The sequence below is a fragment of the Chitinibacter fontanus genome (genome assembly GCF_013423785.1).
Classification (GTDB): domain Bacteria; phylum Pseudomonadota; class Gammaproteobacteria; order Burkholderiales; family Chitinibacteraceae; genus Chitinibacter; species Chitinibacter fontanus.
Window position 1 is genome coordinate 1,274,873 of record NZ_CP058952.1, and the last position, 20,345, is coordinate 1,295,217.

A 20,345-nucleotide genomic window follows, 5' to 3' on the forward strand; every position below is an offset into this window, starting at 1 on the left:
AACAATGATTGCAGAGAGATACCCCACTACAATCGCAATCTGATTTGTACCGATTAAATTAATCGGCCTGAGCTATTTGCGTTGCGAAGCGCTTTTCATGTTCAAGCAACCAGCGTTTACGCTCCAAACCACCGCCGTAACCAGTGAGCGAGCCATCCTTGCCAATTACTCGGTGACACGGGATCACGATCGAAATGCGGTTGCAGCCATTGGCCGAGGCCACGGCACGCACGGCCTGCGGGTTGCCAATTGCCTCAGCTTGCGCTTGGTACGAGCGAGTTTCCCCATAGGGTATAGTCTGCAAGACATTCCATACTGAGCGCTGGAAGTCGGTACCCGGAGCATGTATCGCCAGCGTAAACCGCTGGCGCTCGCCTGCAAAATACTCGCCGATTTCCAGCTCGGCCTGCCGCGTATGCGCGTTCTCGCCGGCAATAATTTTTGCCTTGAGCAAGCGCTGCAGATCTTTGAATTCGGTTTCCAACATGCGGCGATCGACAAACTCCAACAGGCAAACGCCCTGCTCGCTGGCGCAGACAAACATCGGCCCCAGCGGCGTAGTAAAGCGGTGAATCAAAATCACCGCCAACTCGCCCGTCTGGCCCGGGCTATGCCCGAGCATTTTTTTATAGGTGTAGCCAAAGCCACTTAAAGATTCATAGCCCGCGTCATACGCGGTATCGGTCGCACGTTTACCCAATTTCAGCTCCTCAAGGGCGGTATTAATGCGCAACATGCGCTGATAAGCCTGAAAGGTCATTCCATAATGCTGGCCAAACCAGCGCCGCAGCATTTCGGGGCTAATCCCCGCTTGGCGTAGTTGATAGTCACTGAGTTTGTCTTTTGGATTTTGCCGCAGCAGTTGCAAGGCCTGCTCAACCTGCGGCGGCGCCGAATGCGCGTTTTCAGTTGGGCGACAAATCTTGCACGGCCGATAGCCTGCGTCTAACGCCTCTTTAAATTGGGTGTAAAACTCAACATTCTCGCGTTTGGGCTTGCGCGCACGGCAGGTGGCAATACAAAACACCAAGGTGGTTTTCACGCCAACAAAAAAACTACCGACAAACTCGGGCGAGCGATTGAGTAAGGCCTGATAGTAAGTATCGATTTGCTGCTGATCTTCAATCCGCATGCCCGCTCCCCCAATAAAATCTCGTCACTTCAAAGCAAAAACCCACCAGCCGATGTGGCATTCCAATCCCATACAGCCCCACACCACCCCCACCACAGTAAGCCAGCCAAGCTCGACACAGCAACCGAAAATTGAACAAGTATTTTTGCGGCGCGGCAGCTAGAAAAAAAGCCCCTTGCGGGGCTTTGGGTGCTAAATGGCATTCCACCATCAACGACAACACTGATTGCAAAGCGCAAACTGCCATCAATACACCGTGGGGTACCCTGTCCAGTCGGGGCTCACAAAACTAATCTGCCGCACATAAAACAGGCTTTGATATGCACGACCAAAACGGTTTGGTTTTTCAGGCGTAAAGTTCACCTCACGAATACTAAGCTTACTTAGCTCGGCTTGAGCCGCAGCATCGGCGGGATACGGAAAATATGCGAGCGCGCCGACTTTATCTAACTCATATTCCAGCGCACCTTGTGCAACAACCTCTTCCGGGGAATTAACCTTGGTTGCAGTGATATGTGTAGTGTGGATTTGAGAGCCAAAGCGATTCGCTAGCACGATCCCTGTACTTTCTCGCAAGCTTGATCCTGCCGCAAACCCATGCAGTGCGTGCGTAAGTACAATGGCTTTTTTACCTGCAAATGGGCCATCTAGCAGCCAAATTGCATTATTGCCGGCCTCATGGTCGCGCGCATTGTAGTCCAGTATTTTTGGCGTATTCCACACATAACCCGCTGTTCCGCCCAAGCTATTCACCGCGCGACACCAGAAGCCATCCGAATCAAAGCGATACTGATTTGTAGCGGGGGCAGTACAAAACTCAGTTTTAACCAACTCCAAAACTCGTTTGAATACCGCCAGATCAGCGGGTGCATCAGTATATTCAGGATTGGTGGTGACGCGTTGTGCGATGGTTTTGAAGATGCTCCACTGCGGATCGAGTAGCACGGCGGCGTTGCGTGCTTGCAACCTAGCTTCCAACCGAGAAACAAACAGCCCGGTTGACGCCACGCCTTCCATCATCACATCAATCCCGGCAAGCTCCATGGGTTTACTGCTCGATTGCGTTTGATCGAGATAGGTAAATATTTTTTGCCCATTTGCATCACGCGAAAACCCATAAAAAGCTCGACCGGGGGCTGAAACGGTAAATGGCAACGCTCTGCTCTGCTTGAGCTCATTCATATTCGCAACATCGAACATGCCGCTTTCGATCAGTAGTGCATCAAAGCCTTTGTTTTCATGCAGATAACGTATCAGGCGCGCATTTAAATCCATGGCCTGGGCGACTGAATGTGATGGCTCGGTGAGCACTACGATTCTAGAATCACCAACCGCACTGCCAAAATTAGCCAAATCAGCATCTGTTAAAGCATCAATATTGCTTGTCGCTAAGGCCTGAGCTGATTTTTTCAAATCAACTCCAGTGTTACTTGTTGACCCACCACCGCTACCGCCGCCACAGGCGGTGAGCGTTAATGCAAGAGTTGCCAGTAAAATCAATTTCATCTGTTTAAACCCAAAATTGAAAGCACTGAAAATCTTACAACAAAAAGAACAATATTTACAAAAACAACAAAATAACTTAACCAAAAGCAAAGAAATAACCACAGCGTACCGGTTTCGATCTGGCACGCAATGATTTTCCATCCCTAAAAAAATAAGCCGCAATAAAAAAGCCCCTTCCGGGGCTTTTTTAACTTCAAATTAAAATCCAATAAATCTAGAAAAGCGTGAAATATTTAGACATTAAAGGAAATTATAATTACACCAATCACACATCAAGATTACGAGCAACCAAAGCATTCTGTTCGATGAAATGACGCCTTGGTTCTACCTGATCACCCATTAAGGTGGTAAACACTTCGTCGGCAGCAATCGCGTCGCCGATGTTGACTTTGAGCAGGCGGCGTACGGTGACGTCCATCGTGGTTTCCCACAGCTGCTCAGGGTTCATCTCGCCCAGACCTTTATAGCGCTGGATGCTCATATTGCGGCGCACTTCGGCCAGCAGCCAGTCGAGCGCTTCTTTGAAGTTGCGTACCGGCTGAGTATGATCACCACGGCGAATAACCGCTTTTTCACCGATCAGACCGAGCAACATTTCGGCCATCTTTTTGATTTGCGCGTAGTCGCCTGACAGGATGAAATCGTTGTCGATGTATTGCATCGTGGTCACGCCGTGCAAATGGCGAGCGATGCGAATCTGGAAGCCTGCTTCCATCGGCTCAACGGTGAAGGTAAATGCGGGGTGCTTCACCGCTGCGGCCAAACGATCGGCAGAATCTTGTGCAGCGGCTTCGCTGTCGAGGCTGAGCGGCAGCATGGTCAGCATTGAATTCAAGATCATCGGATCGATAAAACGACTTTCGCGCTCAATCACCGCCTCAGTCACGAAATATTGCTTGGCCAAGGTTTCCAGCGCATCACCAGCAATACCTGCTTGATCTGCACCATTCGGTAGCAATTCAGAGCCATCCATCGCGGCGCGTAGCAAGTATTGCTTCAACTCTTGCTCGTCTTTCAGATAGGTTTCACGCTTACCTTGTTTCACTTTAAATAGTGGCGGCTGGGCGATATAGATATAGCCGCGCTCAACCAGCTCAGGCAATTGGCGGTAGAAGAAGGTCAACAGCAGCGTACGGATGTGCGAGCCGTCCACGTCCGCGTCAGTCATGATAATAATGCGGTGGTAGCGCAGTTTTTCGATATTGAAATCGTCTTTACCAATGCCGCAACCGAGCGCGGTAATCAGCGTTCCCACCTCTTGGCTGGCGAGCATACGGTCAAAACGCGCACGTTCGACGTTTAAGATTTTACCTTTCAGCGGCAGGATGGCTTGGAATTTACGATCACGACCTTGCTTGGCAGAGCCACCGGCGGAGTCACCCTCGACCAGATACAGCTCAGACAATTCCGGATTTTTTTCTTGGCAGTCGGCCAGTTTACCCGGCAGACCAAGCCCATCGAGTACGCCTTTACGGCGGGTGATTTCACGCGCTTTACGCGCCGCTTCACGCGCACGCGCGGCATCGACGATCTTGCCGCAAATGATTTTGGCATCGGTCGGGTTTTCTAGCAGGAAGTCGGCCAGGGCTTGGCTAACCACTTCGTTGACGACCGGCGCGATTTCACCCGAAACCAGTTTGTCTTTGGTCTGGCTACTGAATTTTGGATCTGGCAGTTTTACGCTCAAGACGCAGGTCAGACCTTCGCGCATATCGTCGCCACCGGTTTCAACTTTGGCTTTTTTGGCAAAGTCGTGGCTGTCGATGTATTGATTGAGCGTACGCGTCATCACTTGGCGCAGCGCAGTCATGTGCGTGCCGCCATCGCGCTGCGGAATATTATTCGTAAAGCACTGCACCGATTCTTGGTACGAGTCATTCCACTGCATCGAGACTTCAACGGTCATGCCGTCTTTTTCGCCAATCGCGTAGAAAATATGCGGATGCAAGACGGTTTTATTGCGGTTCACGTACTCAACGAAACCACGCACACCACCGGTGTAGTTAAAGTTTTCTTCTTTGCCATGACGGCGGTCGATTAGCTGAATGTTCACGCCGTTATTCAGGAATGACAATTCGCGAATGCGCTTGGCCAAAATTTCGAAATGGAATTCGATCAAGCCAAAGGTTTCAACCGAAGCAAAGAAATGCACCTCAGTACCACGGCGATCAGTTTCACCGATCACTTTCAGGGGCGATACCGCTTCACCTTGACGGAACTCCATCGAATGCACTTTGCCATCACGACGAATCGTCAGGCGCAGCCAATCAGATAGCGCATTCACTACCGATACACCCACGCCGTGCAAACCGCCCGAGACTTTGTAGCTGTTCTGGTCAAATTTGCCGCCAGCATGCAGCTCGGTCATCACGATTTCAGCCGCCGAGCGTTTGAATTCGTCGTCTTCTTTGATCGCAGTCGGAATACCGCGGCCATTGTCTTCCACCGAAATCGAATTGTCGGCATGAATGATGACTTTAATCGTATCGCAATGACCGGCCAGCGCCTCGTCAATCGCGTTATCCAGCACCTCAAACACCATGTGGTGCAAGCCAGTACCATCACCCGTGTCGCCGATATACATACCAGGACGTTTACGTACGGCCTCCAGACCTTTCAAGATACGGATACTGTCGGCGCCATATTCTGGGCTCGGAACTTCGGGGAGATTATTTTCGCTCATAGGACTCATTCAGAAATTCGGTGTGAGAGACAAAGGCTGCAAGACACAAAAGGGCGTCGCCGCCCTTTTGTGGTCACACCTGCAACTAAATACGCATCGGCATTACGATGTACTTGAAGTGCTCATTATCGGGGATCGTCACCAGCACGCTGGAATTGACGTCGCCAAAATAGCAGTGCAGTGTTTCAACGGATAGATTGGTCAATACATCCAGTAGGTATTGGATGTTAAAGCCCACATCCAGTGGGTCGTGACCATATACCACCTCCAATTCTTCTTGCGCTTCTTCTTGCTCATTATTGTTGCACAAGATTTTCAGCATATTGTCGGTCAAGACCAGACGCACGCCACGGAATTTTTCGTTCGACAAAATCGCGGCACGCTGCATTGATGACAATAACGCTTGACGGTCTACGCTAAGCAGACGGGTATTATTTTGTGGAATCACGCGGTTATAGTCAGGGAATTTACCATCGACCACTTTGCTATGAATCACAATATTGCCAAAGCTAAATTTGACTTGGTTGGTTGCTATGTCGATGGTAACTTCATCATCCACATCGGCCAGCAATTTATACAATTCCAGAATTGTTTTACGCGGCAAAATCACTTCGTTTTTATCAAACGAGCTGGTTAGCTCGGTTGAAGCAAAGCCCAAGCGATGGCCATCAGTCGCCACCAATTTGAGCAAATTGCCCTCAGTCACCATGAACATACCGTTCAGATAGTAGCGAATATCTTGGTGTGCCATCGCAAATTGCACGCGGCTGAGCAGCGCTTTCAATTGGCCTTGTGGCATGCGCACGGTAGCGCGCAAGTTGGTATCAACGGCCAATTGCGGGAAATCATTGGCCGGCAGGGTTTGCAGCGCAAAGCGGCTTTTACCCGCTTTAATCGTCAAGCGGCCTTCTGCCTCTTCAAACGACACCACGGTTTTATCGGGAATCGCACGCAAAATATCGGATAGCTTTTTCGCTGCCACGGTGATCGCAAAATCACCGCCGGAAAAGCCTTCCAACTGCTGGCTGCTAATCTGGATTTCGAGGTCGGTGCCGGTAAAAACGAGGCGCTCGCCTTCCTTTTTGATCAGCACGTTCGAGAGAATCGGCAAAGTATGTCTGCGCTCAACGATACCGGTTACGGTAGCCAGCGGTTTTAAGAGCGAATCGCGTTCAGCTTGCAGCAGTTGCATTTTCCCTCACCTATTAGTCCCAAATCGTTTAATAAAAAAAGTAACCCAATTCTACCTGAAATCGCCCAATCCTTCAGATTCGGGCAAGCCCGCATAGGCCATTCATTCAGGAACGCAACATCTGTAGCAGCACACTATATTGATGCGCCATTTCCTGATCGCTCTGGCGAAAATCTTGAATCGTCCGGCAGGCATGCAGCACCGTCGTGTGATCACGACCACCAAACGCATCACCTATCGCCGGCAAACTCATTTGCGTCAGCTCTTTGGTCAAGGCCATTGCCAATTGGCGTGGACGCGCAATATCGCGCGTACGCTTTTTGCTATGCATATCAGCGACTTTGATCTTGTAAAAATCAGCGACGGTTTTTTGGATGTTTTCCACCGACACCTGCCGATTACCTGAGGCCAAAATATCACGTAACGCTTCTTTGGCTGAATCCACCGTAATCGACTGATTGGTAAAGCGCGCATACGCCATTACACGTTTTAAGGCGCCCTCAAGCTCACGCACATTCGAGCGGATATTTTTGGCGATAAAAAAGGCCACGGCGGCATCGAGCTTAAAGTGCTCGGCTTCGGCTTTTTTCATCAAAATTGCCACGCGCATTTCGGTTTCTGGCGGCTCGATCGGCACAATCAAGCCCCACGAAAAGCGGCTCGTCAACCGTTCTTGCAAACCTTCGATCTCACGCGGGATTTTGTCGCTAGTAAGGATAATCTGCTTACCGCTTTCAAGTAGCGCATTAAATAGATAGAAAAATTCTTCTTGCGTACGATCTTTACCCACAAAGAACTGAATATCATCGACTAGCAACACATCGAGCGAGTGATAGTATTTTTTAAAGTCATCAAACGACTTGTGCTGATACGCCTTCACCACATCCTGTACGTACTTTTCGGCGTGGATATAGCGAATTTTGGCCTGTGGGTTGTGCTGGTGTACAAAATTACCAATCGCTTGGGTCAAATGCGTTTTACCCAAGCCAACGCCACCATAAACGAATAGCGGGTTGTAGCTAACACCGGGATTTTCCGCGACTTGCATCGCCGCCGCACGCGCAACCTGATTGGCCTTACCCGTTACCAACGTATCAAAAGTATGACCGGGATTAAGGCGCATTAATTCATGGTTTGAACCCGCCGCATCAAAACGCTTGGCAGGTTTGGGGGCAGGCTGCGCCGGCGCCGCTGGCGCTTCTTGCTCAACCACTTCGGGCGCAGCAGCCGGTTTGGCCGCGCGCGCGGCAGGAGCCGCTGGCGCGAGCGTACCTACTTTTAATTCAATATGTGGCGGCACCCCATTGCAGACCTTGGCAGCAGCCATCTCGATCATGCCCAAATAGCGATCACGAATAAACTGCAAAAAAATCTGATTCGGCACCGCAATAACCAAGCTGCCGTCCACCACTTGCGCACTATTGGCCAATGGCTTAATCCAGATATTAAACTGGCTAGCAGCCAGACTTTGCTGGAGCTCATTGAGACAATGGGACCAAAGGTCTTCAGTTGAGACGTTTATTTGCATTGGGGACAGTCCATCACCACGCCATTTCGACTGCCATATACATTGCATGCCGTTTGCGCGGTTGGTGAAGGATTAATTGTTGGTAATGGGAAGCGGCTGATTGTACCGATTTATCCGAAACTTATCCACAGGCAAGGCCACTGACGCATAAAACATTTTGGCTTGACAAAGGGGCTAGTTCACTGATTAAATCGCGTGTTTACTGCATCTTTAGTCTCTAGGATTTATCATGAAGCGTACTTTCCAGCCTTCTGTGATTCGCCGCAAGCGTACTCACGGTTTCCGCGCCCGTATGAGCTCTGTTGGTGGTGTTCGCGTTCTGAACGCTCGCCGCGCCAAAGGCCGCAAACGTCTGTCTGCCTAAGCTTTGCCAAAGCAATTAGCTGAAGCAAACGCAGAGCACGGCGTGCGTAGCGTACATCGCTATCGCTTTACGCGTACTGCGCGTCTACTAAAAACGGATGATTTTTCATCCGTTTTTAGTTTGCGCGCGTCAGTCGGAAATGATTATTTTCAATTACTCGGTAAGCCCAATCACAGCGCCGCTGCACGATTAGGCTTAGTAGTTGGCAAAAAAACCGACAAGCGGGCCGTAGGACGCAATTATATTAAGCGAACGATTCGCGAAACTTTCCGCCTCAACGCCACTCAATTGGCAGGCTTAGATATCGTGGTTCGATCGCGCAAGGCGTTTAATCGCCAAGAAGGTGCAGCTGCGCGAGCAGCTTTATTGAGTTTGTTCAAGAAAATACGCTCATGTCGCGCCTTATCATCGCATTTGTGAAACTATATCAGCTTATGATCAGCCCGCTTTTAGGGCCGCGCTGCCGTTTTACGCCTACCTGCTCGCAATACAGCATTGAAGCGTTACAAAAATACGGCGCAACTAAAGGCAGCTATCTAACTGTGCGCCGCTTATGTCGCTGCCACCCTTGGGGTGGTTGTGGGCACGATCCGGTACCTTAACACCTTAATCTGAGTTGGGAGCTCGTCCGTATAACATGGATACTAAGAGACTCATTGTATTTATTGCGCTGTCGTTCGGCATTTTGTATTTCTGGCAGCAGTATATGGAGAAGCAATACCCGCAGATTAAAAAGCCTGCGGTTGCCTCTAGCGTTGCCAGCGCATCAGGCGTGGCAGCTTCTGCAGTCGCCAATACTACTGCCGCACCGGAAGCAGGTCGCCTAGCCAAAGGCCAGCGCATCAGCGTCACCACCGATTTGCTGCAAGCTGTAATCGACACCAATGGTGCCGACTTGCGTGAAGTGAAATTGCTCAAACACGGTGATACCAAAGACCCGAAAAAACCATTCACCTTACTGCAAGATGAAGGCGAACACATTTATGTGGCGCAAACTGGTTTGCTCGGTGATGGCCTGCCTACACACAAAGATCAATTTACCAGCGCTCAAACCAGCTATCAGCTGGCCAATGGTCAAAACGAACTTGCCGTTCGCCTAGAGACTGTCACTACAGCAGGTGTGAAAGTTGCGAAAATCTACACCTTCAAGCGTGATCAATACGTTGTTGATGTCAAATATGAAATCGTCAATGGCAGCACGGCGCCAGTGACCGCCAGCGCCTACTACCGCCTGATTCGCGATGGCAAAGTAGAAAACCCTGGTATGTTTGGCACCCACACTTTCACTGGCCCAGCGGTATACACCGATGAAGGCAAGTTCCAGAAAGTGGACTTTACCAAAATCACCAAAGGTGAAGCGAAATACGTACCAAGCGCCAAAGATGGCTGGATCGCCATGGTGCAGCACTACTTCGCCTCAGGCTGGATTTTCTCGCCAATCGAAGGCGCCAGCGTTTGCACGCCCAATGCTTGTCGCTATGAAATGAAAGCCTTGCCAGACAATATGTTTGCGGTAAGTGCAACGATTGATCTGCCAGTGATTGCCGCAGGTCAAAAAGCAGAGAAATCTGTAGGCTTGTACGTTGGTCCGCAAGAAACCAAACGCCTGAAAGCCGTTGCCAAAGACTTTGACCTGGTTAAAGACTACGGCATGTTCAAGATTTTCTCGCAACCGCTGTTTGCCGTACTGCAATTTATTCACTCATTCGTTGGCAACTGGGGCTGGTCAATCATTCTGGTGACCTTGCTACTGAAAGCTGCATTCTTCCCACTGGCCAGCGCAAGCTATCGCTCAATGGCAAAAATGCGCCAGTTGGCACCGCGCATGGAAGCCTTGAAACAGCGTCATGGCGAAGACCGTGTGAAATTCCAGCAAGCCGTGATGGAAATGTACAAGACCGAAAAGGTTAATCCGCTCGGTGGTTGCCTGCCGATGCTGGTGCAGATTCCAGTGTTCATTGCCTTCTACTGGATGCTATTGGCTGCCGTTGAATTGCGCCAAGCACCATGGCAGTTCTGGATTCATGACCTGTCGTTACCTGACCCGTTCTACATCTTGCCATTGTTGATGGCGGTATCAATGTATGTTCAATCAACATTGTCACCACCGCCACCAGATCCAATGCAGGCAAAAATGATGAAGTGGATGCCATTAGCGTTCTCGGTATTCTTCTTCTTCTTCCCAGCCGGCTTGGTACTGTACTGGGTAGTGAACAACGTCTTGTCGATTGCCCAACAATACGTAATCACCAAGAAAGTAGAGAAAGAAATCCAGCAAGCAAAAAATAGCTAAGCACGAAAGGCCACCAATCGGTGGCCTTTTTTATAGGTATACCCACCTAAACAAGACTCTGATTAACATAGCGCAATATACCCATCAGGCAGGGAACTTTTACCAGCCCCATTGTCATATTCAATGATCTAGCGCAACACCCAGTTGCTGTACTCCACTGACAATCAAATAAAGCTCAATTGAAATAAACCCCATGCGTGATGTCGGAATCAATTTGCGAACTATTTGCATGCTGCTATTAGCGCTGATGCTCGCCTTTGCCGCCGCTCCAGCTTCGGCAGCCACGCAGAGCGTACGTCCTGACAGCTCCAGCGCACATTGCGTTGAACACAAAAGTACCCCCACACCGCAATCCATCGATTGTCTGGCACACTGTGCGTTACCTGCAGTAGTCACTGCCCCCTACCAGATTATGCCGCACGATAGCGTGCGTATCGCCGCAGTTGAGCCGGTTTTGCTCAATATTCAACACGCGCCGCCGTCACCCCCACCCCGCCTCCAGACTTGAAATTACTTCTGGCGACCTTTGGGTCTGCCCTTTGCTAATTTTTCAGCGCAGAAGCCGCCACAGGCTTTGGCTCTGCGCGGTGCTGGAGTTTAATCATGAATATGACGCATTACATGGCCCTATTGGCCGACAATCAACCGTGGAATCTGATTCTATTTATGGCCATTCCGGTGATCCTGGCCGAAACCGTCGCCATTACCGAATTATTTATCCTGTTCTCACGCAAGCTGAACGGCACACTACGGCAAATTAACCGCTTTGCCAGCATCGTCGGCGGCATCTATTTCACCGGCGTGTTTATCTACCTAATGAAAACCGCCGTTATTCCACTAACCGCTACTGGCGGCTGGCTCGGCGCAGCCGATGTCATTGCCGTTGGCTTTTATCTCAGCGGGATTATTCCGCTCGGCGGCATGACGCTGCTCGATCTAGGGCTAATCTGCAAAGCGTGGGATGATGAGCGCAAACTGAAATTACACGCGATCTTTGTCGCGATCTTCTTAGTCGTGGCGCATATCGCAATGATTTTCGGCATGCTCGATCCAACACTACTGATGTCCGATGCACCGATGGCGGGCATGGAAGGCATGCACCATTAAACTCGGGCTAGAGCCATAGCCGATCAGACGCGGTATCATGGCGGTTTGCTGATACCGCGCTTCTGATTATGAATCTCTACGTTCCCGACACCATTGCCGCCATTGCTACCGCTCCCGGTCGAGGAGGCGTCGGTGTGATCCGCGTATCGGGCAAAAACATCGCCCCCGTCATCGCGGGCTTACTCGGTCGTGAACAAAGCGCGCTGAAACCTCGCTTTGCACATTTTGCACACTTCAAAGCGGCCGATGGCTCGGCGCTCGACGAAGGGATTGCGCTGTTTTTCCCCAACCCGGCCTCATTCACTGGCGAAGACGTTCTCGAATTACAAGGCCACGGCGGGCCAGTGGTGATGAATATGCTGCTCAAGCGCTGCATTGAGCTGGGTGCACGCCACGCACAACCGGGCGAATTCACCAAGCGGGCATTTTTAAACGGCAAACTCGATCTGGCGCAGGCCGAAGCCGTCGCCGATATTATCGATGCGCAATCCGAAGCCGCCGCTAAATCAGCACTCAAATCGCTCGACGGCGCTTTTTCACGCGAAGTGCATACGCTGGTTGATGAACTCATCACGCTGCGGATGTTGGTCGAAGCCACGCTCGACTTTCCCGAAGAAGACATCGACTTTCTCGAAGCCGCCGACGCGCGCGGCAAACTGGCTGGCATTGCGGCACAACTGGAAACCACGCTCGCCACCGCCACGCAAGGCAAATTGCTGCGCGAAGGGATGCACGTGGTGCTGATTGGTCAGCCCAATGTCGGCAAATCGAGCTTGATGAATGCATTAGCTGGTGAAGATGTAGCCATCGTCACCGACATCGCCGGCACCACGCGCGACACGGTCCGCGAGCTGATCCAGCTCGACGGCGTGCCACTGCACGTGATCGATACCGCCGGTCTGCGCGACACTGACGATACGGTCGAGAAAATTGGCATTGAACGCACGTGGGCAGCTGTGGAGAAAGCCGATCTGGCGCTGCTACTACTCGATAGCCGCGTAGGGGTCACCGAACACGATCAAAATATTCTGAATAAGCTACCGCCCACACTAAAGGTGCTGCGGGTATTTAATAAAATTGATCTGACGGGTGACACGCCGGGCGAAGTTGCTGATGACGAGATTCATGTTTCTGCCAAGCAGGGTATTGGCCTGAAAGAATTGCGTAGCAAGCTACTCAAGCAAATAGGGTGGCAGGGTATTAATGATGGCGTGTTTATCGCCCGCGAGCGCCACCTAACCGCGATCCGCGCTGCGCGCGAACATTTGGCCACCGCCGACTCAGCCTATCTGCAAATTGAAATTTTGGCCGAAGAGCTGCGCCTAGCGCAGAACTGCCTGAATGAAATCACAGGTGAATTTACTAGCGACGACTTGCTGGGAGTGATTTTCAGCCGCTTCTGCATCGGCAAGTAAACGACACTAGGGTATTGCTCTAAAACTATTGTTTACATTAGCCTCCAGAGCATACCCTTCGTGCAGAGCTAATCAGCAGCTTTTTCTGCCAGCCATTTATTGAGCATTGAATTGAGCGAGTCAACCTGAATAGGCTTGGCCATAAAATCATCCATGCCCGCGGCAAGGCAGCGGCTGCGATCTTCGGCAAAGGCATTTGCGGTCAGCGCCACAATCGGCACACTCCCTTGCGCTCCAGCAAGGGTACGAATCTGCCGCGTAGCATCGTAGCCATCAAGCTCGGGCATCTGGCAATCCATCAAAATCAGATCATAGTTGTGCGTTTTGGCGGCAGCGACGGCTTCGAGTCCATTATTGGCCACATCGACCCGGCAGCCTAATTTTTCCAGCAACAACACCCCTACCTTCTGATTCATCAAATTATCTTCCACCAGCAAAATATTACTACGCTGCCTTGCGGTGAGCTCTGCAATGCGATGCACCGTGAGGAGTGATGCGGATGTAGGTTGACCAACCCGATTGAGCGCCTCAATTAGGCATTTTTGCAAAGCATCAAAATGAATTGGCTTGGTCAGGTAAGCGGTATACCCTGACCTTTCGGCCAAAGCACCTTGCCCCACCGCGCCTTGCGTCACCGAAAGCAGAACTGGGATTTGTGCATACAGGGGTACTGCATGAATTTTTCCTGGTAGCTCGGTATTCATTTCCATCGTAATAGGTAGATCCACCATGATCAAATCGGCTGGGGGCTGATGCGATTGCATGAGGGCCAGTAAGGCGACATCACTATCCACTAGGATTGTTTTGCAGTGCATTAACTCCAAATCATCATGTAACTTCTGCCGATTGCCCACAGAAGGCGATAAGACAAACACCACTTTGTCGTTCAACTCGGCGTATGCCTGCACATATTCGGTACGCTGCCCTAAACCCAGCTCGATTTCAAACCAGAACAGTGCCCCAGCCCCCAACTGGCTTTCCACTCCGATCTCGCCATTCATGGCCTGCACCAAGCGACGACATATCGAAAGCCCTAAGCCTGTGCCACCGAAGCGCCGTGTGGTTGAGGCATCCGCCTGATGAAAGGGTTGAAACAATAAACTTTGTGCTTCGGCTGAAATCCCAATCCCGTTATCCTTGACCTCAATGCGGACTCGTACCCGATCAGCATGCTGCGAGACCACCCGCGCTCGGGTGATAATTTCACCACTTGGAGTAAATTTGAGGGCGTTATTGAGCAAATTAATCAAAATCTGGCGCAATCGACTTGGATCACCGACCACGCTCAACGGCACCGAGGCATCGACCAGACATACCAGTTCCAGACCTTTATTTTGTGCATGAGCCGCCACAATATCCTGCGTATCTTCCAGCAAACTGCGTAAATCGTAATCAATTTGCTCCAGTTGCAGTTGTCCCGCTTCGATCTTGGAAAAATCCAATACATCATTCAGCAACATGAGCAATGCAGTACCCGAGGCGCGAATATTGTGAATATATTGCTGTTGCTGCTCGTCAAGCTGGGTATCGACCAGCAAGCTGGCAAAGCCCAAGACCGCATTCAATGGTGTGCGGATTTCGTGACTCATATTGGCAAGAAATGCTGATTTGGCCTGACTGGCCAATAGCGCGGCTTCTTTAGCCTCGATCAAAACGCGCTCGGTTTGCAGACGGGAGGTTAAGTCACGGACCATAATCTGAATCCGGCTGGCCTGCCCTTGCGCATCACGCTCCAATACCGAGAAACTCGCCTCGACGGGCAAATGATCAAGATCGATACGGTTAAGAAAAAGCGATTCCCCCGTAAAAGAGCCTTCTTGATTAAGGCGTTCATACAAACTAGGCCAACTGGGTGAATACAGCCATTGCAGCGGCCAACTGCCAATCAAAATATGTGAACTCGGGCTATTGAGCATATTGCTCCAAGCCGGATTGGCGAACAAAATTTGCCCTTGTCGACTTAATACCGCGCCACCATCAGCCATCTGATGCAGTACTACATCCAGCTGGTGCTCTTGCTGTAGCAGCAATTGATTGAGCTGATCCCGATGCTCTGCCAGCTCTTTGGCATTGGCATCCCGCAAACTAAATTGCGCCAGTAAATCATGTTGCAGGCGGGTAATCCCTTCGGCCAGTTGGTGAATCTCATGCCGCTGCTTTTCATTGGGCAAAGGAGCTGGCAGCGCAAGGCGCGATTCATTCATGGTCTGCACATGCAATGACAGAGCTTGTATCGGGATTGAAATATTGCGGCGAAACAGCCAGAAAATCAGCACCGCAATCAGCAATAGCTCGGTCGTTACAATCAAAGCAAAACGCAAAGCTTCGCGCCATACCTCTTCACGCAGAGATTTGTTATCTAAGCGAATTTCCCATCGGCCCAAGTTACGACGGCCATCCTGTGCCATCAACTGATATGTGAGGATCGGCGAATCTTGCTGTAAATCGGCCCCTTTTTTTTGATAACTCAGGGTGGGCCCCACGCTGATAATTTTGGCGGATAAAATTGCAGAAAAGCGCTCTAGCCCGCTTAAATGGGCCTTGGCGGCATCGTAGTCGACCTCCCAAATGGCCTTACTCAGCGTGGATTGATAAGCTGCCAATACCGCCTGCACCTGGCTATTATGCCGCGACACACCATCCTGGTAGCTAATCCAGCCGTTCACCAAACTAGTCAGCAATGACAGTACCACGCTATACAGCAGAATTTTGGTGAAAAGATATTTTGAAAGCGTACCCAGATTGAGCATGTAGTTAGAAATCCAGCAATTGAGCCACTTCTGGCTCAGGTAAAAACTGCCGATAGATGCGTCGCAAGGTGCCATCAGCGCGCATCGCGCTAATTTCCCCCTGCCAAGCTTGCATTTGGGTTTCGCTAAAACTGGCCTTGGCCAAGATCAGTCCGTGCGGAATACCTTTTTCGTGTGGTGACCAATCTTGCACAAGCAATTGCGGTTCGATATTTAATTTGCGTAGCTGATGTCGAAATACAACGGGTGGCGCAAATACTCCCTGCACACGGCCTTCTTTGAGCTTACCAAACAATGCACCGACATCAGGGCTTTCCTGCACACGGTTGAGCGCCTGCATACGAGCGATAAAAGCATCTTGCTGCTTACCATGCCGGAACGAACGCACAATGCCAAATTGGGTCTTATCATTCTGCAAAAAAGCCTCTGCCGTTTTGACTTGTGAGGCTAGCGTTGCATCGAGCAGTGTGTAATTTTTAAGTGATAAATACGGTATAAACCAGGCAAATTGATCGCGCTCAGGCGTTTGGATGCCAGACACACTCATATCTAAAGCGCCACTGGCCAAATCAGCCCAAATTCTGGCGCGCGGCATAACCTGCACATGAAAATGGCAATGGGTGCGGCGCTTTAGCTCATCGACGATTTCTTTATCGATCCCCAAGCCTTGATCATAAAGCAGACCAAATTCATAAAAAGCCAGTTTGATGGCTTTTTTGCCGCAATCAAAGGCTTGCGCCGGCACTGCCATTGCGGTCAGCGCACACAACATACAGCACTGAATTGCCCATTTCATACTCATCACTGCCATCATCGAGATAAATCTTGAGTTTCAATCTAGCAGCAATCAAGCAGACAACCCAAGCGCTGGCAGATTTAGCGCGCAAAAAAAACGCCACAATCAATCGATTGCGGCGCTCAATAAAGACATAGGATGGAAATGAAACACTACAGCAAAGCTTGCAACACAAATTTCAGCAAACTCTATGACCTAATAATGACCCACCTCGGAACATTAGTCAATACTAATATACATAAGTAATTACGCCAATATGCCAACCTTTTGTCCAAAAGCCTATCGGAGTTGCTTGTTTTTTCGGTAAAATTGACCGCTTTTGCGTTTGGAGTTGACGGCGATGATTCAAGTCGGCGTAGTAATGGGTAGCAACAGCGATTGGGATGTGATGCAACACGCGGCCAAGCAGCTTAAAGCCTTTGGCGTCGAGTTTGAATGTAAAGTCGTATCGGCTCATCGCACCCCCGATTTGCTGTTTCAATATGCCGAAGAAGCGGCCGCACGTGGCCTCGCCTGCATTATTGCTGGGGCGGGTGGTGCAGCGCATTTGCCAGGTATGCTGGCGGCCAAAACCACCGTGCCAGTATTGGGCGTGCCAGTACCTTCAAAATACTTGCGTGGCGAAGATTCACTGCTGTCGATTGTACAAATGCCTAAAGGCATTCCAGTGGCTACTTTCGCGATTGGTGAAGCGGGTGCTGCTAACGCTGGTTTGTTTGCCGTTGCTATGCTGGCCGGCAGCAATCCTGCGCTAGCACAACAATTAAACGATTTCCGCGAAACACAAAAGCAAACCGTGCTCGCGATGGAATTACCTGCAGTAGAATGACGCAGAACACCGCCAACCCAACGATCCGCCCTTGCTGGTATTACATACTGGTCAAGGGCTGTTTATTTTGGGGGATGACGTGTTCGATTTTACTGGCTGCATTGTGGCATTACAGCGGCACCTATAGCATGATCGAAGGGGTATTGGCCGCCAACCCAATGGCAATGATTGCCGGCGGCATATACGGCTTTGGGCAATGGGGCTTTACACGGCATCAGGCATTTAAAGCAAGACTGCAATTTGAGGAAGACAATGATGAGCAACACTAAACCTATCCTGCCACCCGCAATGCTGGGTATTTTAGGTGGGGGGCAGCTTGGCCGTATGTTCGCGGCAGCGGCCAAAAATATGGGCTATGGCGTTACCGTGCTCGACCCGGACAATCACGCTCCAGCGGCTGATTTTGCCGATGTGCATTTGTGCAAATCATTTACCGACCCAGCAGCCTTGCAATATATGGCTGAGCACTGCGCAGCAATTACCACCGAATTTGAAAACGTCAACGCTGATTCAATGCGTTGGTTGGCAGCACAAGGCATTCCGGTGTCTCCATCGGGTGACTGTGTCGCGATTGCGCAAGATCGTATCGCCGAGAAAACCTTTATCCGTGACGCAGGCTTAGATGTAGCGCCTTTCCTCGCGGTGAAAAACGCCGCCAGTCTGGAAGGTGATTTATCGGCCTATCTACCGGGCATCTTGAAAACAGCTCGCTTGGGCTACGATGGCAAAGGCCAAGTGCGCGTTAAAACCGCGGAAGAAGCCCGTTTTGCGCACGCCGAAATGAAGCACCAGCCCTGTGTGCTGGAAAAAATGATGCCGCTGGCCGCTGAAGTGTCGGTGATTGTGACACGCACCCGTGCCGGCGAAGTGGCGAGCTTTCCAGTGGCCGAAAACGAGCACGTGAATGGCATTCTGGACGTATCAATCGTACCTGCCCGCGTGGATAACGCCGTTGCCGAACGAGCCCGCGCGATGGCAATGCAATTAGCAGAGAAACTCGATTACATCGGCGTAATGGCCGTGGAATTTTTTGTTTTGGATGGTGGTGAGCTGGTCATTAATGAAATGGCTCCGCGCCCACATAACTCGGGCCATTACACGCTCGATGCCACACTCACCAGCCAGTTTGAACAGCAGGTGCGTGCGATGTGCGGCCTATATCCAGGCAAACCAGACCTGCTCAAACCAACGGTAATGGTTAACTTGCTCGGCGATGTGTGGGGCGAAGACGGTAGCGAGCCACGCTGGGAAGTACTGATGACAGCACCAAATACCAAACTGCACCTGTACGGCAAAAAACAGGCTCGCCCAGGGCGGAAGATGGGCCATTACAATGTGCTGGCCGAAACCGCACAAGATGCGCTCGAGCAAGCTAACGCGATCAAAGAAACGCTGTAAATCATGCTCACTCGCTGGCTCAACGACTATCAACAAGCGCTGAGTCCAGCGAGCAATCCGGTACGGGCAGCCAGTATGGCTGCCTATATGAAGCATCACTTCGTATTTCTCGGCATACCCACCCCAGAGCGTCGTAAACTAGTAGCCCACATTGAACAAACTGCGAAGCAAGAGCTCAGCGCAGCACAGCTACTCGCACTCGCCGCTCTGTTATATCAACAAGCTGCACGTGAATATCATTATTGCGCCTTGGATTTACTAGTCCGTTGCCAGCACAAACTCACAGCTACAAATTTAGCTTCCCTAGAAATGCTTATCACAACGCATAGCTGGTGGGATAGCGTGGATGTGCTGGCCGTCAAACTCGTCGGGGCCTTAGTCAAACGCGAACCCAGTCTGCTGTCCGTGATGGATGCATGGGCGCAGCACCCGAACTTGTGGCTGCGGCGTACGGCCATTTTGCTTCAGCTCAGCTGGAAGCATGACACTGATGCCAAGCGCCTATTTGCGTATTGCTTACTCAACACGGCCGAGCCGGATTTCTTTATCCGCAAAGCCATCGGCTGGGCACTACGCCAATATGCGCGAGTGGCGCCGCAAACGGTGTTGGAATTTGTCACGACGCATCAACAGCTGCTCGCGCCCTTGTCGGTGAACGAAGCATTGAAACATCTGCGCAACGCGGCAAACACAACTGCGTAAAGCTGCCACGATTTAGCTTATGCGACAAACGATTCCGGCACGATTATTTCACGCAGTGTAAACACATTCAGTTAAGATAAACCTTCACCGAGCACTTTAAGCAACGACACCATGGCCGTTCTCACCCGTTTCCAATTACGCCGCGCTACGCTGGATGACCTGCGCGCGGTCGTCGGCTGGCCGGAAACGCCGACCGAATTGCGTTTCTTATTTCCGCATGCGCAATGGCCTGCTGAACCGCTTAAATTGCTCGAGCATTTGGTTAGCCATGAAGACGGCTTTGTCGTCTGCGATCAGGATCGCACGCTGGGCTACGCCAGCTTATATAACGCCAAACACCAAGGCACAGCGTGGATAGGACATTTGATCGTCAACCCGCGCGCACGCCGGATGGGCGTGGCCCGCTATCTGGTCAGCGCCTTAACCACCATTGCTCAAGAGCGTTATCGCGCCACCGAAATGGCCACGATCTGCTTTGCCAATAACCAGAGCGCCTACGATTTCTACGCCACACTGGGCTTTAGCAACGAAGGCTGGGAAACCCGCACCGACCATCGCGGCGAGCCATTGAAAGTATTCCGGCTGAGCAAAAGCATCTAAAGCAGCGCCACTCGCACAATTTGCCGACGTAAGTACATGCAGGCCGCGCC

The 20,345-nt window shown here is 51.0% G+C and carries 19 protein-coding genes; 12 read left to right on the forward strand and 7 right to left on the reverse strand.

Annotated elements, in window-relative coordinates; genetic code table 11:
* Window positions 1-58: 58 nt before the first annotated feature.
* The 5 genes from HZU75_RS05950 to dnaA all read right to left on the reverse strand — a co-directional run bounded on the left by HZU75_RS05950 (window position 59) and on the right by dnaA (window position 8,041).
* Window positions 59-1,132: a bifunctional transcriptional activator/DNA repair enzyme AdaA gene (locus HZU75_RS05950; RefSeq protein WP_180308242.1), complete on the reverse strand. Its 1,074-nt coding sequence runs from the start codon at window positions 1,130-1,132 to the stop codon at window positions 59-61.
* Window positions 1,133-1,378: 246 nt separating this feature from the next.
* Window positions 1,379-2,638 (reverse strand): TraB/GumN family protein, encoded by a 1,260-nt coding sequence (locus tag HZU75_RS05955; protein ID WP_180308243.1) that lies wholly within the window; start codon window positions 2,636-2,638, stop codon window positions 1,379-1,381.
* 265 nt (window positions 2,639-2,903) lie between these two features.
* Window positions 2,904-5,321, reverse strand: coding sequence for a DNA topoisomerase (ATP-hydrolyzing) subunit B (gyrB, locus tag HZU75_RS05960; protein ID WP_180308244.1), 2,418 nt, complete (start codon window positions 5,319-5,321; stop codon window positions 2,904-2,906).
* An 85-nt stretch (window positions 5,322-5,406) separates the two neighbouring features.
* Window positions 5,407-6,513 (reverse strand): DNA polymerase III subunit beta, encoded by a 1,107-nt coding sequence (gene dnaN, locus HZU75_RS05965; protein WP_180308245.1) that lies wholly within the window; start codon window positions 6,511-6,513, stop codon window positions 5,407-5,409.
* Between the two features lie 106 nt (window positions 6,514-6,619).
* The gene (gene dnaA, locus HZU75_RS05970; protein WP_180308246.1) at window positions 6,620-8,041 is read right to left on the reverse strand and encodes a chromosomal replication initiator protein DnaA; all 1,422 of its coding nucleotides are present in this window, start codon (window positions 8,039-8,041) and stop codon (window positions 6,620-6,622) included.
* A 229-nt stretch (window positions 8,042-8,270) separates the two neighbouring features.
* Here dnaA and rpmH point away from each other — a divergent pair, with 229 nt between their 5' ends.
* From rpmH to mnmE, 7 genes are all read left to right on the forward strand, one after another.
* Window positions 8,271-8,405, forward strand: coding sequence for a 50S ribosomal protein L34 (rpmH, locus tag HZU75_RS05975; protein ID WP_179356153.1), 135 nt, complete (start codon window positions 8,271-8,273; stop codon window positions 8,403-8,405).
* A gap of 3 nt (window positions 8,406-8,408) precedes the next feature.
* Window positions 8,409-8,825, forward strand: a complete 417-nt coding sequence (gene rnpA, locus HZU75_RS05980) for a ribonuclease P protein component (protein ID WP_228028207.1) — start codon at window positions 8,409-8,411, stop codon at window positions 8,823-8,825.
* Complete coding sequence (yidD, locus tag HZU75_RS05985) at window positions 8,798-9,007, forward strand: membrane protein insertion efficiency factor YidD (RefSeq protein ID WP_180308247.1); 210 nt, start codon at window positions 8,798-8,800, stop codon at window positions 9,005-9,007. The genes rnpA and yidD overlap by 28 nt, the downstream gene beginning before the upstream one ends.
* Before the next feature lie 35 nt (window positions 9,008-9,042).
* Window positions 9,043-10,698: a membrane protein insertase YidC gene (gene yidC / locus HZU75_RS05990; RefSeq protein WP_180308248.1), complete on the forward strand. Its 1,656-nt coding sequence runs from the start codon at window positions 9,043-9,045 to the stop codon at window positions 10,696-10,698.
* Window positions 10,699-10,891: 193 nt separating this feature from the next.
* Window positions 10,892-11,206, forward strand: a complete 315-nt coding sequence (locus tag HZU75_RS05995; protein ID WP_180308249.1) for a hypothetical protein — start codon at window positions 10,892-10,894, stop codon at window positions 11,204-11,206.
* Between the two features lie 95 nt (window positions 11,207-11,301).
* The gene (locus tag HZU75_RS06000) at window positions 11,302-11,805 is read left to right on the forward strand and encodes a DUF6803 family protein (RefSeq protein WP_180308250.1); all 504 of its coding nucleotides are present in this window, start codon (window positions 11,302-11,304) and stop codon (window positions 11,803-11,805) included.
* 68 nt (window positions 11,806-11,873) lie between these two features.
* The gene (gene mnmE / locus HZU75_RS06005; protein ID WP_180308251.1) at window positions 11,874-13,220 is read left to right on the forward strand and encodes a tRNA uridine-5-carboxymethylaminomethyl(34) synthesis GTPase MnmE; all 1,347 of its coding nucleotides are present in this window, start codon (window positions 11,874-11,876) and stop codon (window positions 13,218-13,220) included.
* 68 nt (window positions 13,221-13,288) lie between these two features.
* On the opposite strand, the gene HZU75_RS06010 is transcribed toward mnmE, so the two are convergent.
* Window positions 13,289-16,045, reverse strand: coding sequence for a hybrid sensor histidine kinase/response regulator (locus tag HZU75_RS06010; protein ID WP_180308252.1), 2,757 nt, complete (start codon window positions 16,043-16,045; stop codon window positions 13,289-13,291).
* Window positions 15,975-16,766: a substrate-binding periplasmic protein gene (locus HZU75_RS06015; protein WP_180308253.1), complete on the reverse strand. Its 792-nt coding sequence runs from the start codon at window positions 16,764-16,766 to the stop codon at window positions 15,975-15,977. Before HZU75_RS06015 ends, HZU75_RS06010 begins: the two co-directional genes overlap by 71 nt.
* A gap of 340 nt (window positions 16,767-17,106) precedes the next feature.
* Between HZU75_RS06015 and purE the strand changes: the two genes are divergently transcribed.
* The 5 genes from purE (at window position 17,107) to HZU75_RS06040 (ending at window position 20,295) form a co-directional block, all read left to right on the forward strand.
* Entirely contained in the window at window positions 17,107-17,595 is a 489-nt protein-coding gene (purE, locus tag HZU75_RS06020) for a 5-(carboxyamino)imidazole ribonucleotide mutase (protein ID WP_180308254.1), read from the forward strand.
* Complete coding sequence (locus HZU75_RS06025; protein ID WP_180308255.1) at window positions 17,592-17,864, forward strand: hypothetical protein; 273 nt, start codon at window positions 17,592-17,594, stop codon at window positions 17,862-17,864. The genes purE and HZU75_RS06025 overlap by 4 nt, the downstream gene beginning before the upstream one ends.
* On the forward strand, window positions 17,848-18,993 hold the full coding sequence (locus HZU75_RS06030) for a 5-(carboxyamino)imidazole ribonucleotide synthase (RefSeq protein ID WP_180308256.1): 1,146 nt from the start codon (window positions 17,848-17,850) through the stop codon (window positions 18,991-18,993). Before HZU75_RS06025 ends, HZU75_RS06030 begins: the two co-directional genes overlap by 17 nt.
* Window positions 18,994-18,996: 3 nt before the next feature.
* Window positions 18,997-19,695, forward strand: a complete 699-nt coding sequence (locus HZU75_RS06035) for a DNA alkylation repair protein (protein ID WP_180308257.1) — start codon at window positions 18,997-18,999, stop codon at window positions 19,693-19,695.
* A gap of 111 nt (window positions 19,696-19,806) precedes the next feature.
* Window positions 19,807-20,295, forward strand: coding sequence for a GNAT family N-acetyltransferase (locus HZU75_RS06040; RefSeq protein ID WP_180308258.1), 489 nt, complete (start codon window positions 19,807-19,809; stop codon window positions 20,293-20,295).
* Window positions 20,296-20,345: the final 50 nt, after the last annotated feature.

Excerpts from the sequence above, each read along its gene's own strand:
- dnaN (WP_180308245.1), bottom strand. The coding sequence starts at position 6,513 with ATGCAACTGCTGCAAGCTGAACGCGATTCGCTCTTAAAACCGCTGGCT.
- HZU75_RS06025 (WP_180308255.1), top strand. The coding sequence starts at position 17,592 with ATGACGCAGAACACCGCCAACCCAACGATCCGCCCTTGCTGGTATTAC.
- yidC (WP_180308248.1), top strand. The coding sequence starts at position 9,043 with ATGGATACTAAGAGACTCATTGTATTTATTGCGCTGTCGTTCGGCATT.
- gyrB (WP_180308244.1), bottom strand. The coding sequence starts at position 5,321 with ATGAGCGAAAATAATCTCCCCGAAGTTCCGAGCCCAGAATATGGCGCC.
- HZU75_RS05955 (WP_180308243.1), bottom strand. The coding sequence starts at position 2,638 with ATGAAATTGATTTTACTGGCAACTCTTGCATTAACGCTCACCGCCTGT.
- purE (WP_180308254.1), top strand. The coding sequence starts at position 17,107 with ATGATTCAAGTCGGCGTAGTAATGGGTAGCAACAGCGATTGGGATGTG.
- yidD (WP_180308247.1), top strand. The coding sequence starts at position 8,798 with ATGTCGCGCCTTATCATCGCATTTGTGAAACTATATCAGCTTATGATC.
- HZU75_RS05995 (WP_180308249.1), top strand. The coding sequence starts at position 10,892 with ATGCGTGATGTCGGAATCAATTTGCGAACTATTTGCATGCTGCTATTA.
- HZU75_RS06035 (WP_180308257.1), top strand. The coding sequence starts at position 18,997 with ATGCTCACTCGCTGGCTCAACGACTATCAACAAGCGCTGAGTCCAGCG.
- HZU75_RS06000 (WP_180308250.1), top strand. The coding sequence starts at position 11,302 with ATGAATATGACGCATTACATGGCCCTATTGGCCGACAATCAACCGTGG.
- HZU75_RS06030 (WP_180308256.1), top strand. The coding sequence starts at position 17,848 with ATGATGAGCAACACTAAACCTATCCTGCCACCCGCAATGCTGGGTATT.
- HZU75_RS06015 (WP_180308253.1), bottom strand. The coding sequence starts at position 16,766 with ATGAAATGGGCAATTCAGTGCTGTATGTTGTGTGCGCTGACCGCAATG.
- rpmH (WP_179356153.1), top strand. The coding sequence starts at position 8,271 with ATGAAGCGTACTTTCCAGCCTTCTGTGATTCGCCGCAAGCGTACTCAC.
- HZU75_RS06040 (WP_180308258.1), top strand. The coding sequence starts at position 19,807 with ATGGCCGTTCTCACCCGTTTCCAATTACGCCGCGCTACGCTGGATGAC.
- dnaA (WP_180308246.1), bottom strand. The coding sequence starts at position 8,041 with ATGCAAATAAACGTCTCAACTGAAGACCTTTGGTCCCATTGTCTCAAT.
- HZU75_RS05950 (WP_180308242.1), bottom strand. The coding sequence starts at position 1,132 with ATGCGGATTGAAGATCAGCAGCAAATCGATACTTACTATCAGGCCTTA.
- HZU75_RS06010 (WP_180308252.1), bottom strand. The coding sequence starts at position 16,045 with ATGGCACCTTGCGACGCATCTATCGGCAGTTTTTACCTGAGCCAGAAG.
- mnmE (WP_180308251.1), top strand. The coding sequence starts at position 11,874 with ATGAATCTCTACGTTCCCGACACCATTGCCGCCATTGCTACCGCTCCC.